The following is a 14,381-nucleotide window of genomic DNA, read 5'->3' as shown; positions in this document are numbered from 1 at the left end:
ACGTCGCTTGCTCTCAAAGCAAGTGCACGACCGAATTCTTGACGCTGGTTCCATTTTTAGTGATCGACCAGCCGAGGTACCGACAGTCAGGTCCTGCTTCGAGGATCTGAAGCTCTCCGCTCGCATCCGTCAGGATGATGTCTTGCCTTGCCAATTCGCGTGGAAACCAGCGCCCCGGCACGACAAATGGTGCCGCAAACTTCGAAGCGGCCTCTGCAGTCAGTTCCCGTGCTTCATTGAAGCCACACGCTTCCAACGCTTGGATGCATGCGTCATTGTCCAAAGCGAACACGGTCACGTCACGAAAACCTGACAAATCAGACTCGAAGCCGCCGGTAAGCAGCACAGTCAGAAACGTCGAGTAACGATGGTTCATCGACAAGAACTCGATGCAATCCCCGGCCTCGGAAATCGCTCGCCGATCGACGGGCCGCGTGCTGTCTGTCCATGTGTTCAGTGAGTCAATATACATCTGTCTCTCTCAGTCCGGGCTTTGCGGCACGTGTTTCTATATGCTGCGCAGCTTGCTTTGCTGAGCACTGAGTGACAGACAGCTACGCTCGCGTATTTTGAAATTGGTGGATGTTATTCTAGAAAATGAGGGACTACACACTCGGTCAGCACATGTCGTCAGCATCGGCATTCAGTTCTGCGTTTCAACATTGCCGATTGAGCTCCATTTTCCGCGAAACTGAAAACGGATTCATGTTTTTCTGAAATAGAAAAATTTAAATTGATCTATATAGGAAGAGAAAGATAATGAAAATTCATTTCATGAAAGGCAACATGATGCTATACAAAATTCTTCTGTGCGCTTTCGCGCCTTACGCTGCAAGCTTTGCGATGTGGAAATACGCCGGAGACCCTGTCGGATCTGTCGCAGTATTTCTGTTATGCGCAACGTTGGTCTGCGTGCTCAATGGGTCGTATTACCGGGCTCTGGATTCAAGACCCATTGATTTACGGTTAGGGTGTGATCGGTGGCGCTAAAAAAACTAAAGGGTGACTTTTGTGATATTTTTCAGATTGATCGTTGCGCAGGTAACGCGGCTTGAGTCCTATTTGCGAATGCCCACTGAAATCACCGCGTCCATGATCGGCGTTTTTTGGGTGCATTGTCTTCATTGATCGTGACGGCCTGCGGTTGATCGATGCACCCAAAGGAATTGTTTCGAACAAAACGAACTACAATCGCTGGCAGCGCTGGAGCGACAGGAGTGTGTTCGAGAGATGAAAGCGGCGCTCGCCACCTAGCACGGTGAGGAGCAATCTGTAGTGATCGACGCAGGCTATATCAAGATAAACCGCAAGGCTTTCAGGTTTTGGGGACAGACAGCGGCCTGTACACCTGCTGGGCCAAGCGAAGGGCGGAACGACTACTAAGTCGAACGCTAACTGCCATTTCCAAGGACAACTGCGCGATCTCTTCGCGACCGCTGTACAAGTCAGTAACTACAGCGGAGCGCGGTTGGCCCTAAGCAGCTTACCAAAAGTGGAGTGGCTCCTTGAGGGTCGTGGTTTTGATGCCGTTTGGTTCCGGGGAGCGTTGAAAGAACAAATGATAGGGGTATGCGTCCCCGGTCCCAAGCAACACAAGGCAGCTGTGCGCTACGCACGGTAGGTAAAAAATAGTTCGCAGTCACATCAAAACCATGTTCGGCGGGCCTAAGGATTGGCCCCGCGATAAAACGCGAGAGAACCGTTGTCCGAAGGCATTTCTCTCAGCCATCGCGTAGCTACGAACGTCATATTCGGGCAATCAATAAGAACGAGCCCTAACCATGGATGATTGCAACTGAAGAGAAATCCATAGAAGCAAAAAATAGCGTCCTTGAGTCAGCTCTGACGGCCAAATTCTTCAGAATAGATCTAGTTGAGTTTCTTTCCGCATCCTATTTAATTGCTATTACTCGACGAGCTGCCCCAAATCCTCTGTCTCTTTTTGGGTCAAAATGCCAACTCTAAACACCGGATGGATCAGGGAAACCGACTAAGACAAATTACGGCGAACTAATCTGCGCCGAACTTGATCAACGGCGACTATCACATTAGGGGTACTATTCTGTTAAGGATGATAGAGGGGGAAGAACGTCACGCTGATACGCGATACCCTTTATCGGGGAGCTGTCTTGGTAGAGAACCCTGTAGTCTCTTCGCTTGAATTTCCATTTCTCTTCATCTCGAACAAGTTCGTCAAAATACACTGCCAGATTGAAATTTGTCGTACCATCTTTCGCCCGTGCGATCTCGTTTACGTAGCTACGCGCCGTCGCTTGGTTTGCCTCAATATTGATGACGTGGGCATTTGGCATCTGTACGAAAAATTCCCACTGCTTCAATAAGAGGCCCTTAAATGCCTGGACAATTTCCGAGCGACCTTCAAAAGTCTTGTCTATAGGAGGCCCGATCTGCCAAACAGAGTCCTCTAACCACAAAGATGCAAATTGATCTGCGTCAACCCGATTGGCTGCATCGGCAAACAAAGATGCGAGGCCACGGATTTTTTCCTCTTCTAAGTACTGGGCGACCCTATGTTCAATCATGTCCAATGTTTGTCCTCCTCCTCGTACCGGCCTCTTTCGGAATTTGGCTAGTCACGAAAGCCCCGTCAATCCTTAGAGGCCATTTGGGTCAAAAATGACTTACCCGTCATGTCTTCGCCGTTCCAAAATCGCCAAGCACCTACAGCTTCTTGTTTACACACAGCACAACGTCCGGGCTATGTGAGCAGATGTAAAGTGAGATCTACACATTTATCGCTAAGTATAGGGCCGGAACAATTCAAGAGGCCAAGCACCCTGTGCTACACGTCCACTCAATTTCTAAGTGCGAGCATGATCTGCGGTTCGAAGACGCGCGGGAAGTCGCGTGTTAATGATCAATGTGTCCTAGGTTGGATCATCGTGATCAACTGTTTTGCATTGCCAAACGGCGTAGCTCATGTTGCCTTATGGCCAAACAGCACATTATTCCAAAATGTGAAGCGCCTGAGCGAAGCAGCCGCTTTTATTTACGTCACGGTTGGCATGAGAACCATCGCGCGCACCAACCGACGGATACGATTCCGTCCGGGAGACGTCCTTCCTTGCGCGCATGTATGTTCATCTGCAGGACACCGAATAGCGGGGCTTTGAAAGCTGCCTGTCAATCTTGCGCATCGATATCAAGTTCGGCGCGATTTGACCCTTAAGTCGATAGCAGTGCGGTGACCTACAGATCGATGGAGCCATGCACAGAACGCCAACTGGCCGATTTGCACTGGTCGGGCCAGACATTTCACCATGATTCGCATCAAGTGCCTATCAGAGGCGTTGGCCTCGGTGACCAAAGAAATTAGCGACGATCAAGCACTCCCGTCTTGGCAAGAGGCTCCGTGATCTGGACTTCGCGAACTCTAGAGGCTCTCTTTCCGCCGAGTTTGAACAATCCGGTTGAGCCTTCCAGTAAGTCTCTCTGCCATTTGTGAACTATTGTCGGATGAACGCAAAACCAACTCGGCATGCCCGGAACCCTGCACTCGTCCTTGAATGCCTCAAGCGCAATTTGGGCCATTTAGTGGCATGTGGTCGCTCAGTTACACCCTATCTGATCTACTTCGCTTCGCGGATCATCAGACGTAGAAATAGATTGCATCAGCGTCCACAACTCCGAGTTAATGAAAATGTCAGCAAAGCTGACGTGGATTTCGGGGATGGCAAAATTGGGAGAATGTCTTTGAAAACCTTCTTTGAGGGTATGCTAAGTCCAGCAAGACTATTTGCGCTGAACCGTTTCCACCTTCTTACAAAAACGGTCCCTAGGACGAAATGTTGACGATGCCCTTGATTGTACCAATACACTAGTTCAAGTTCTAATTCGCTTCTTCTTCACTAAAATTATTTTTGAGCAGGGCTAAGTATTAATTGAGCAACCACATCTGTGACAATTCAGCCTGTGAGGAGTACATGCACACGCTTCTGAAGCGCCATGCGCAGATTAAGCAACTTCTTTGCTTGCTAGATGCGTCGACATGAAACCCGATTTCCTCTTGAGGCCGTATCCAATAGCGCGATCTAGTCCAATGTGGATCACCCAAATAACAGCAATGTGAACGAGCAACGGTGCTCCAAACGACCACCCCGCACCTGCCAAGACAATTGGTGTTATGTAGGTGTGCGTGAAGTTGTAACAGATGGCACCGATCCGGCTGCCCCACAGATAACCCACCATCGCAAGATCAGGCACCAGGATCAAAAGAGCAAAAAGCAGCCAACTTGCGCCCGAGATTTTAAAAATTCCGATTGCTGCAAGGCCTACTGCCAGACCTTCTAGCCGCAAAAGGAAAATCACAGGGTCGGTGGGGGTCGAAGATAGTGCGTGCATTGTAGTCTCCATCCATTCGTAGCACCCTCATATCTTCGTCAGACCTGAAAAAAAATTGTCTAACCTTGCCAACTCACCTATACATATTTTATGAGTAAAGCGATTTCTTCAATTGACCTTATTGCTGCATTCGAGTCGGTTATGGTCACTGGTAGTCTGTCTGCAGCTGCGCGCCAGCTCACACGGTCACAACCGACCGTACGCCGCCAGATTGAGTCTCTCGAGGCCGAGCTGGGCGTTGTGTTGTTTACGCGCAGTGGCAATCGTCTTGACCCAACTGAACTTGCCGCATCGCTGCTACCGCAGGCCCAAAGCATCGTCTCTGGCGTGCATGTTTTCAACCGCACGGCAATAACTGAGGCGAAAGCTCTTACAGGACGGGTGCGCCTGTCATGTAGTAGGGTATTCGCAAATTTTTTGATGCCGGACGTCATAAAAACTCTTGTTGTAGCTTATCCAGACCTTTGCGTGGAGCTTGCGCCAGAAGATCGTGTGGTCAACTTGCTGCAGCGGGAAGCGGACATCGGCATTCGATTCAGTGCACCTGATCAGAACGCGCTTGTCGTGAAGAAACTCTTGCCTCGGCAGTTAGGGCTTTTTGCGGCCACTGGCCTTAAAAGCCCTGTGTCGGATGACGCACCGATTACAGACCATCTAAACGCAACGCCTTTTGTCTGGGAAGACCGCGACGACATGCTGGGTCGAGGCGCACGCCAATCCAAACTTTCTGTGCCAACAAACATAGCCATGAGAACCGACGATCAGACGGCACAAATCGCCTGCATCCAGGCCGGTGTCGGTGCAGGGTTTTGTCAAATTAAGATTGCAAACAAGCTAGGCTTGCGAAGATTGGCCCCTGATTGGCGGTTCGCCGCGCCTATCTGGGTTGCGATGCATGAAGACCTATCAAAGATTAGCCGCGTAAGAGTCGTCTTTGACGCAATGGCTCAGGCATTTTTGGCCGAATGAACTGTATAACTAGACATAGCCGCTCCAAAGAAGTTCACCAAAATTGAACGCCAGCGCGCATGGTACACGGCGTACAGCACAGGTCGAAAAGTGCCTGTGGGCTATGATCTCATGGGACGTCAAGATAGTTTTGGAAAGCATCAGCGGCGTCCCTTTGCGCCAACATCGCGACCAAGTCTTACTCCTAGTTTTTCACCAGAATACCCTTCATCAGGATGTCTAGATGCCCCGCGATGTATTCGTCGATGTCGATCGGGGAAAGGTGTTCAAAGGTCAGACGCCACATTGCGGCGACAATGATCGGTGCAATCAAGAGCTTTGGATCCATGTCAGCAATCGAAGGGCGCACGGCTCCTTCAGCAATGCCGGTTTTGAGAAGGCCTTCGACGAGACGCTCGGCGATGCTCAATATGTTCTCATGATGGAACCGCACGAGATCTGGTATTTGGTGCCCTTCCGCGATGATAATCTTGAGTAGGATCAGCGTCGTCTTGTCGGTCAACCGGTCATACATCCTGCCAATGACCATCCTAAAGAGCTGCTCGAACGGCATTTCAACTTGTGCGACTTGCGCATGTCCATCCTGAAAAATCGGGGCAACGCGATCCTCAAATGCTTGGCGAAGGATTGCCTCCTTGTCTTCGAAGTAGAGATAAATGGTTGTGCGGGATATATCGGCCGCATCGGCGATGGTGCTCAGTGTAGTGTTCGAATATCCTTTATTTCCAAATAGTTCCAATGCGGCGCTGACAATCTCCTCTGGTCGGGCGTCCTTTCGTCGTTGCCTTTTTCGAGGTGCCATCAGCGATTCCCACTTGATTGTTTCGACGTTAATGACATCTATGTCATTAGTAGTGATCTATGGAGAGTTTATGCCCGAGAGTGCTCAAGCCCAAGCCCCTGCTTTGCCATTGGAAGACAACGGCGCGTCGTCGTCGTCAGGCGATACTGTGAAGTCGAGTTTCGCGGCTCGGTCGTCGCGCCTACGGCTTCCGCTCATCATTCTGGTCTCTTCGTTCACTGGAGCGGTCGCAGGGCTCTATTTCCAGCCTCCTGGCCTGCAAGCCTTTTTCGGAGTGACTGGACTTGAACCCGGCGCGGGCACGGATACCCCTATCGCCGTCGCAACTGAACAAGTCATGTCGCAGCAACAGGTCGCCGTTGTCAGCGAAGGTGATGTTGTCGCGTTAGGACGTATTCTCCCAATGGACGACGTTATCAGCATCGCGACCCCCTACGGCGCCGGTGACGCAAGGATCGCAGAGTTAAGAGTCAACGTCGGAGATCAGGTTGAGGCGGGCGACATATTGGCAGTCTTGGACAATCGGACCGATCTTGAAAGCGCCCTTGCGTCATCGCTAGCTGATCTTGCGATTTCTGAAGCGACGCTTGAACAGACAATCATCACGATAAATGCCAGTCGGGCGGAAGCGGAAGCAGCGTATGAACGATCGCAAGCCACTTTAATTGAGGCGACTTCAGAGCGCGTCCGTTCACAATCATTGCTCGACCGCGGGATCGCAGCGCGTGCAGATTTTGACAGTGCGGTCGCGCGCGCCGAAGAGGCCGCGCTCGACGTACAGCGCGATCTCGCAACGCTTTCCCGCTACCGCGTGTCAGAAGGCGAGGTGCAAGCTGATATTGCGGTCGCGCAAGCAAACCTAGAAGCAGCGCGTATCTCTGTAGAACGGGCGGAACGCAACCTTGAGCAGTCCATCGTTGCGGCACCGACCTCAGGAACAATTTTTGAAATTCATAGTCGCGAAGGCGAGCAACCAGGATCTGAAGGTATCCTCGATATGGGCGATACGAGCCAAATGAAGGTCGAGGCTGAAGTCTACCAAACGATGGTTCGACGCGTCGCTTTGGGCGATCCCGTGACGATTACCACACAAGCAATAGAACAGACATTAAATGGAACCGTTGTCTCTATCGGCCTGGAAATCAATAGACAGTCTATTACGTCGGACGACCCTGCCGCCAATACCGACGCTCGTGTCGTGAACGTCGTCATCGAACTAGATCCTGAATCGGCTGCATTAGCATCCGGTTTCACCAACCTGGAAGTTATCGTCCGCATTGAAGGCGAGGATTATCAATGACGCCTTTTCTGACCCGGGTGTTGGGGCGCCTGCCGATAGGATGGTTGCAACTCACGCACAGCAGAGGGCGGTTTTTTGCCGCGCTGGCTGGTGTATCTTTCGCGAATCTTCTCGTTTTTCTTCAACTTGGCATTCTGGGCGCCCTGAACGCATCGACGGTTGCGCCTTATGACTTCTTCGAAGCGGATATCATCATATCGGCCCAAGATGCCCACACTCTCGCCGATGGCAGCAATGTGGCTAGAGTACGGATGTTTCAGGCGTTAGGCGATCCAGACGTGGCCGAGGCAACGCCGCTCTACATTGGTAATATGTCGTTGCAACTGGCAAACGGTGATACCGCTACTCTGCAGACCTTTGGCGTGAATGTCGAAGATGCGCAGTTTGTGACAGCATCGGTTGCAAGCCAACTGGACTTATTGCGCGAGGAAAACGCCGCTCTTATTGACACGGCAACGCGCGGTATTTCGCCCGAAGTATTTGAGCAGTTGGCAGGTGGCACTTCATTCTCATTCGAAGTCAACGGGCGAACTTTGAACGCTGTCGGCACTATTCAAGCCGGGGGCGGCTTCACAGCAGACGGAACAATGTTTGTGTCCGACCAAACCTTTCTTCGCTTTTTCGGCAGCCGGAGCAGCGGGGCGCCTAACCATATTCTGATCCATGTTGTCGAGGGGGCTGACGTGACTACCGTCGTTATGCGATTGCAAGCGCTGCTTCCCGAAGATGCTGTGAAGGTCCAGACACTTGCTGCCGCAGCCGCGGCCGACTTGGCTTATCAGACAACGGAGCGCCCAACCGGCGTAATCTTTGGGTTTGGGGTTGTGATCGGTGTGATCGTCGGCATCGTGATCGTCTATCAGGTCCTTTCAACCGATGTGGCAAACCATCTGCGTGAATATGCAACCTTCAAAGCTATGGGCTACGGACCGCGGTTCTTCCTTGGTATCGTCTTTGAAGAGTCGACGATCCTTGCGGTCTGTGGGTTCATACCTGGCCTAGTTGTTTCGCTTGGATTGTATCTAGGTATGAGTGCCGCGACTGGTCTCCCGGTCGAAATGAACGCAGAGCGTATCATTCTCGTTTTCGTCGGAACGCTGTTTGCCTGTTCTGTTTCGGGCGCAATCGCGACGCGGCGCTTAACCAGCGCTGATCCAGCGGATTTGTTCTAATGGCCGAGAGTATTGCGATCAGCGTTCAAGGCCTCAATCACTTTTTTGGAACAGGTGAGGCGCGCAAACAGGCGATCTGGGATGTGAGTCTTGAGATCGAGCGCGGCAAGCTAACGATCCTGATGGGGCCGTCAGGATCTGGAAAGACAACCGTGCTGACACTGATGGGGTGTCTCAGGGACGTCCAAGAAGGCAGTGTTCGCTTGTTGGACACCGAATTGAACGGAGCGAGCAATGCTCAACAGGTCGCTGCACGGCGCAGGTTGGGCTTCATTTTTCAGGCGCACAACTTGCACGAAAGTCTAACAGCGACACAGAATGTTCTGATGGGGTTGCAAGTCCACGGCAAGGGCGATCCGAAAAAGCAAAAGGCAGCGGCCCATCACCTTTTAGGAACACTTGGCCTTGCGGATCGTCTGGATTATTTGCCGGGATCCCTATCAGGCGGCCAGAAGCAACGTGTAGCGGTCGCGAGAGCGCTCGTTTCCAACCCGGAGGTTATCTTTGCGGATGAGCCAACAGCTGCCCTCGACAAGGACTCCGGGAAGACTGTCGTCGAGATGCTGAAAGCGCTTGGAACGAGTCGGGGCACGACGACCGTAATGGTAACCCACGACAACCGTATTCTTGAACTCGCAGATCGGATCATCACTCTCGAAGAAGGGCGGGTGATCAAAGACGTCACACCAACCCCCGAGCCGCTGCGTGTTGTCAAACAACAGGAGACTTGAGATGAAAGATGCCATCAAATCAACCACATTGGCGGTCTGTATTGTATTGGGCTGCAATCTGTCTGCACAAGCAGGCACCCTTTCGGGTGACGAAATTCACGCTGCCTTCAGCAATGAAACGTTTCAAATCCGCAGGATGGGAATGAATGTCCGAGTGACGTACATGGCGTCCGGACTTGTTCGCTTCGAGTCAGCCTTGATGAATGGAGAAGGTAGCTGGGAAACCGAGGGCGATGCCTTGTGCGTCACTATGCTATCCGGCCCACGAGCAGGACGCGAATGTCTTACGATCGAGAGCATCGGAGGTGGAAGATATCGGACTTCCGACGGGGGCGTGCTGACTTTGGTGAGGTAAGTCGCCGTGGTATATTCTGCCGCCGACAGCTCGAACCGTCGACGGTTCTTGACGGGAGTTACCGCATGCCTTTGCGTAACCGGATGCTCCGGAGCTGTGCCGGACGATCTTCTGCTAATTGATCCTCCGAACAGCACTGCGCTTGGACAGATCAGATTTCGTGCGGATGCCGAGGCGGACGTTTGGCGACATCATCTATCCGTCGCGCACATGTCGGCCCGTCCGAAAATTCTGGCGTTGTCGAGCGGTGGCGAGGATGGCGCTTTCGGCGCGGGCGCACTGGTGGGTTGGACACAATTCGGCTCACGGCCCGAATTTGACCTTGTTACCGGGATATCGGCCGGGGCGTTGATCGCGCCATTTGCCTTCGCTGGTTCTGCATATGACCGTGATCTGGAGGAGGTATTCACTCAATTCGACGGCGACGACGTGCTTACTCTGCGCGGGCTACGTGGATTGCTTGGCAATTCACTATTCAACACCGATGGATTTCTGGCGTTGCTCGACATCTACGTGACACCCCAGCTTCTTTCAGCTATTGCCGAACGCCATCGCTCTGGCGCCCGGCTTTTCATTGTTACATCAAATCTGGATCAGGGCAGAGCGATTGTCTGGAATATGGGCCGGATCGCTGTGGCAGGAAATACCACGTTGTTTCGCGCAATCATGGCGGCATCGTCCGCATTGCCAGGTCTCTTTCCCCCGGTTACGCTCCGGTATCAGCATGGCGGTCAAACGGTTTCGGAAACCCATGTGGATGGCGGACTGCATATGCAGTTTCTGGCGGTTCCAGAGGCTGCATTTGACCGGTCTACGATTACCGACGGCAATGGTCATTTGTATATCGTAATCAACAACACTATTGATCCACGGCCGCAAGCTGTCCCACGCACTGTGCTTGGCATCTCACAACAGGCGCTGACCACGATGGTCAGATCAAGTGCTGCAAACGGCCTTGCAACTGCGCAACTCTTTGCAAGGACAAGTCGGCTGACGTTGTCCTACACTGCCGTCGATCCGGACTCCGGCATAATTTTTGATCCAACCGAGCGGTTCTCTCAAAGCTATATGCAGGCTTTGTTCAGGCATGGGTATGACAGAGCGGTCAGTGAGGCACTGTGGCAGATATAGGCCAGTCAATTGGAAGGTTCGGCCGAAACAGGTCTACGTGTATTCCAGCCCCTACCGGACGCGATCTGCAACGTCACCCAGGCTGAGCTCAGGTCACGCACCGCAGCAGCGAGTGATAAACGGCTATCAGCGTAGTTTCGCTCCGTGTCGAGCAAATCGAGAACGTCCTGATCGCCACTTTCAAAGCTGGATCGCGTCAAGTCTAGAACGACTCGATTGGACGCGACAGCGTTGCGAAGGCTGCTCACCTCGCGCTGGCGGCGCAGATAGCTTGCTTGAGCGATTTGAACGTCCTCGACAGCTTCGAGAACGAGGGTTCGCCATTCAATCTCGGCCTGTTGCGCGTTCGAAATCTGGACGTCACGTTGAGACGCCAGAGCCCCACGTCCCAGTATGGGCAATTGAATAGACGGCCCAAAGGACCAACTGTCTGGCGACGCAATAGTCACCGAACCTGAAAGTGTAAGCGAAGGGTAGAGCGCGGCTTCCGCCACTCCAACAGCGGCCAATGCAGAGGCATACCGCCGCTCAGCGGCCCACAAATCCGGTCGGTTGCGCAGAAGATTTGCGGGAATTCCAGCGCCCGTATTTGACCGGCTGTGGGGTTGCGGCGCACCGGATTGCATGGAGCCGAGAAGGGGCGCAGCCGGCTCTGCGAGAAGGGTAGCGATTCGGTAAACCGAAGTATGGAACCCAATCTCTAGACCCGGGATCGACGCGCGGGCCTGGTCTAGTTGCGCACGCGCTTGGGCCACGTTCAGATCAGTTGTAACACCAAGTTCTCGTTGGCTTTCCACAATAGACAGGGTGCGTGCTTGGCTGGCGACATTCTGACGCGTTAGTTCCAACGCTTCCTGATAGTAGCGCGCCGAAATATAGTGATCGACCATGCTGGACAAATACGCAAGTTGCGCCGCCCCCACATCAAGGTGCGCAGCATCTGCATTGGCCAGCGCCTGTTCCTGCTCACGCGCAATACCTCCAAATAGATCAATTACAAAGCTGGAATTGACCGATGTTGAGGACGCCGTGTCGGCTTCAAATCCTTCGACTCCGGTGCGTTGCGTTTGAGAGGTGAGTGAGCCGGATGCCTGAGAGGCTAATCCTGTCGAACCAAGCTGTGCCGCGGCCGCGTTTATGCGTTCGATCGCAGCCTGAATGTCGAGGTTTTGCTGCAAGCCTCGCTCAACAAGCTCGGTAAGCAACGGGTCGTTGAATTGCAACCACCATTCAAGGTGGGCAGTTTGATCAGCGGAGGCGGACGATCCTTCGACGAATTCCGCCGCAAGATCTATTGTGGGAGGTTCATAGTTGGGGCCAACAACAGCACATCCGGACACAAGAAAACCTGCTAGTAGGACCAGATTGATCGGTTTGTAGTTCACAGTTCATGTCTCCAGTTCCAGCCAATCAATTGGCGCTCCCCCCGCACTAATGACATTAATGTCATTAGTGCGGGGGGAGCGCAAGAGCTGCGGGAAGGAGAAAGCAATCGCTCGACGGCTCAACGGCTTTACGTGATTTGATCCTTTTTTGCTTGGGTCATGCCGCCCGCTGCCTTGCGGCTCTGGATTTCATCGAAAACTTCATCGTAAACCTTGAGCTCTGTGCCCATCAGCCTGTCCCAGAAGCGGAAGTGGACACCGTAGTTGCCTTTGAACTTCGTATGGTGAAGATTGTGGTATGTGCTTGACGTGAGAAGCCCCAATGGCGATTTGTTCCACCACGCCGGGAATATCTCATACCCCAGATGTGATTTGATATTGTCTAACAACCCGTACAACTGAAGAAGAAGAAGTGCGGGTGCCCAAAGCGGAAGAAACATCGCGGCTGGCAGGACCCAAGCCGTCAACAAAAGCGGCTCAATCCAGTGAAACGAGATTGATGTGATCGGATTTACATCGAGGCTGCGGTGATGCTCATGGTGAACATGGCGGTAGATTTTGGGATGGTGCAAAGCGCGATGAACCCAGTAAAACCATGTATCATCTATGATAAGCAGCAGCGGGAACCCGAGCAAGCCGACCCAAATCGGATAGTCGTTCAAATTGAAATATATGTTGGTTAGACCAAGGCTGCCCAATGATATTACAAAAACGCTGAAGCATGCTGAAACCGCGAAGACAAAGAGCGAATTCTTCAGCTCTCGTTTGATTTGCTTGCTGTCGGCTCGCCGGTTCAATTGGATGCGCCAATGAACCAGCCTTTGAGACAGGGCCTTCCAAAACAGTAAGTACGCAAGGACACATGCAAGCCCCGTCGTCATGATGGCGGTTATGTAACTTTGCGCGAAAAGCGCGAGGACGTCCAACATGTTGGGCTCCTATCTATCGAGTCGTAAGATCAGGGTTTCGCCATCCAGACCAATAAAACCGGTCTCGGTTGGAAAGAGCGTTGCACACATTGTCCCACCCGGCCCGCCCGTCAGGCAAAGTCCATCATCGGTCGCAGTCCAAGTCAGGCGCGGCGCAAACAACGCGCGAACATCAATTGTGCCGTCCGCATTGAACTTTAACCGGACCTGCTGACCTCGATTGAGCGTTGCGCTCCAGAATTCACCAGTGACAAGCTGACTAGCAGGGCTTTCGGCGATCGCGGTCGTCGTAGCCATGAGGCAGCAAAGGACCAGCGCCCTGGGGCGGTGTTTCAAAACAGTCATTTCAAGTGCTCCGTTTTCGGGACCCAGCTACTAGGGTCGTTTTAAGAGGCCGTTTATGATCAAATCCAGGAACGCGTCGAAGACATCGATGTCTCGGTCGTCCGAGAAGAAATGACCGAGCAAGGACAACATAACCCCCGGCAGCAGCATGATCGACGGCATGTCACGATAGGCACCTGGTCCAAACTCGCCCGACAAAATGCCCGCATCTATCAGTTGCATGAGAGGGGCTTCGATCTTGTTGAGAAGATCGCTCTGACATTGCAAGACAAGGTCAGGAAACCGATCACCCTCAATCAGGATTACCTTGAGCAGGCTAGAAGCTTCAGACCCTTGCAGGCCAAGAAAGGCCTCCCGCAGAAGGTATTCCAGCAAGGATGTCATGTTGGCACTACCGTCAATGGGAGGCAGCGTGACAGGTTGGAGGCTGTCGACGAAACAGGTGTGAAATGCCGCTCGGAATAGGGCATTTTTGTCGCCGAAGTAATGATAGACTGTCCCTTTTGAAACGTTAGCGCGATGGGCCACATCCGTCACTTTGGTGCCGATGTATCCCTTGTCGGCGAAGGCTTCTATCGCAGCACGCGTAATCTCAGCCGGCCTGTGGTCTTTTCTGCGTTTTCTGACAGTTGGCATGGGTGCTCCATGGAACAGTAATACGAACTCCTAACTCTTTATTGACCCAAGAGTCAATAATATCTTCTCGAAAAGAAAAAGCCAAAAGAGTGTGAAAAATTGGCAAGGTAGTTTAGCGCAGCGCTACCTTGATTAGGGCTCATCATTGGTAGAGTGTTCTGAAAGAAATCTGCTGTTGAGTATTCACAGCAAAGATACTTTTTTGCGAGCTTAAGCGGCGGCTTAACCGTGATCTCCCGAACCGTCGCTTTAGGCTGACCTGCT

The 14,381-nt window shown here is 52.5% G+C and carries 14 protein-coding genes; 6 read left to right on the top strand and 8 right to left on the bottom strand.

The window, feature by feature from the left end:
- Positions 1–13: 13 nt before the first annotated feature.
- The 3 genes from V8J81_RS00495 to V8J81_RS00485 form a co-directional block, all read right to left on the bottom strand.
- Positions 14–376 carry a fasciclin domain-containing protein gene (locus V8J81_RS00495; protein ID WP_368473795.1) on the bottom strand — a complete coding sequence of 121 codons (363 nt, stop codon included), beginning with the start codon at positions 374–376 and terminating at the stop codon, positions 14–16.
- A gap of 1,681 nt (positions 377–2,057) precedes the next feature.
- Positions 2,058–2,543 (bottom strand): nuclear transport factor 2 family protein, encoded by a 486-nt coding sequence (locus V8J81_RS00490; RefSeq protein ID WP_368477571.1) that lies wholly within the window; start codon positions 2,541–2,543, stop codon positions 2,058–2,060.
- Between the two features lie 1,432 nt (positions 2,544–3,975).
- Positions 3,976–4,362: a DUF4260 domain-containing protein gene (locus V8J81_RS00485; RefSeq protein ID WP_368473794.1), complete on the bottom strand. Its 387-nt coding sequence runs from the start codon at positions 4,360–4,362 to the stop codon at positions 3,976–3,978.
- A 90-nt stretch (positions 4,363–4,452) separates the two neighbouring features.
- On the opposite strand from V8J81_RS00485, the gene V8J81_RS00480 reads away from it, so the two are divergent.
- Positions 4,453–5,331, top strand: coding sequence for a LysR family transcriptional regulator (locus V8J81_RS00480; RefSeq protein WP_368473793.1), 879 nt, complete (start codon positions 4,453–4,455; stop codon positions 5,329–5,331).
- A gap of 184 nt (positions 5,332–5,515) precedes the next feature.
- Here V8J81_RS00480 and V8J81_RS00475 read toward each other — a convergent pair whose 3' ends face one another.
- On the bottom strand, positions 5,516–6,133 hold the full coding sequence (locus V8J81_RS00475; protein WP_368473792.1) for a TetR/AcrR family transcriptional regulator: 618 nt from the start codon (positions 6,131–6,133) through the stop codon (positions 5,516–5,518).
- Between the two features lie 70 nt (positions 6,134–6,203).
- Between V8J81_RS00475 and V8J81_RS00470 the strand changes: the two genes are divergently transcribed.
- The 5 genes from V8J81_RS00470 to V8J81_RS00450 all read left to right on the top strand — a co-directional run bounded on the left by V8J81_RS00470 (position 6,204) and on the right by V8J81_RS00450 (position 10,822).
- Complete coding sequence (locus V8J81_RS00470; protein WP_368473791.1) at positions 6,204–7,433, top strand: efflux RND transporter periplasmic adaptor subunit; 1,230 nt, start codon at positions 6,204–6,206, stop codon at positions 7,431–7,433.
- Positions 7,430–8,605 (top strand): ABC transporter permease DevC, encoded by a 1,176-nt coding sequence (devC, locus tag V8J81_RS00465; RefSeq protein WP_368473790.1) that lies wholly within the window; start codon positions 7,430–7,432, stop codon positions 8,603–8,605. The genes V8J81_RS00470 and devC overlap by 4 nt, the downstream gene beginning before the upstream one ends.
- Positions 8,605–9,336 carry an ATP-binding cassette domain-containing protein gene (locus V8J81_RS00460; protein WP_368473789.1) on the top strand — a complete coding sequence of 244 codons (732 nt, stop codon included), beginning with the start codon at positions 8,605–8,607 and terminating at the stop codon, positions 9,334–9,336. Before devC ends, V8J81_RS00460 begins: the two co-directional genes overlap by 1 nt.
- A gap of 1 nt (position 9,337) precedes the next feature.
- On the top strand, positions 9,338–9,691 hold the full coding sequence (locus V8J81_RS00455) for a hypothetical protein (protein WP_368473788.1): 354 nt from the start codon (positions 9,338–9,340) through the stop codon (positions 9,689–9,691).
- A gap of 96 nt (positions 9,692–9,787) precedes the next feature.
- Complete coding sequence (locus tag V8J81_RS00450; protein ID WP_368473787.1) at positions 9,788–10,822, top strand: patatin-like phospholipase family protein; 1,035 nt, start codon at positions 9,788–9,790, stop codon at positions 10,820–10,822.
- Between the two features lie 5 nt (positions 10,823–10,827).
- On the opposite strand, the gene V8J81_RS00445 is transcribed toward V8J81_RS00450, so the two are convergent.
- The 4 genes from V8J81_RS00445 to V8J81_RS00430 form a co-directional block, all read right to left on the bottom strand.
- Complete coding sequence (locus tag V8J81_RS00445; protein ID WP_368473786.1) at positions 10,828–12,207, bottom strand: efflux transporter outer membrane subunit; 1,380 nt, start codon at positions 12,205–12,207, stop codon at positions 10,828–10,830.
- A gap of 128 nt (positions 12,208–12,335) precedes the next feature.
- Positions 12,336–13,136 (bottom strand): sterol desaturase family protein, encoded by an 801-nt coding sequence (locus V8J81_RS00440; RefSeq protein ID WP_368473785.1) that lies wholly within the window; start codon positions 13,134–13,136, stop codon positions 12,336–12,338.
- A gap of 9 nt (positions 13,137–13,145) precedes the next feature.
- Positions 13,146–13,433, bottom strand: a complete 288-nt coding sequence (locus V8J81_RS00435; protein WP_368473784.1) for a hypothetical protein — start codon at positions 13,431–13,433, stop codon at positions 13,146–13,148.
- Positions 13,434–13,511: 78 nt separating this feature from the next.
- Entirely contained in the window at positions 13,512–14,117 is a 606-nt protein-coding gene (locus V8J81_RS00430; RefSeq protein ID WP_368473783.1) for a TetR/AcrR family transcriptional regulator, read from the bottom strand.
- Between the last annotated feature and the right edge of the window lie 264 nt (positions 14,118–14,381).

This window comes from Gymnodinialimonas sp. 202GB13-11, assembly GCF_040932485.1.
In the GTDB taxonomy this organism is placed as follows: domain Bacteria; phylum Pseudomonadota; class Alphaproteobacteria; order Rhodobacterales; family Rhodobacteraceae; genus Gymnodinialimonas; species Gymnodinialimonas hymeniacidonis.
Note: the sequence above shows the minus strand (reverse complement) of the source record. Positions and strands in the feature narration are given on the sequence as shown.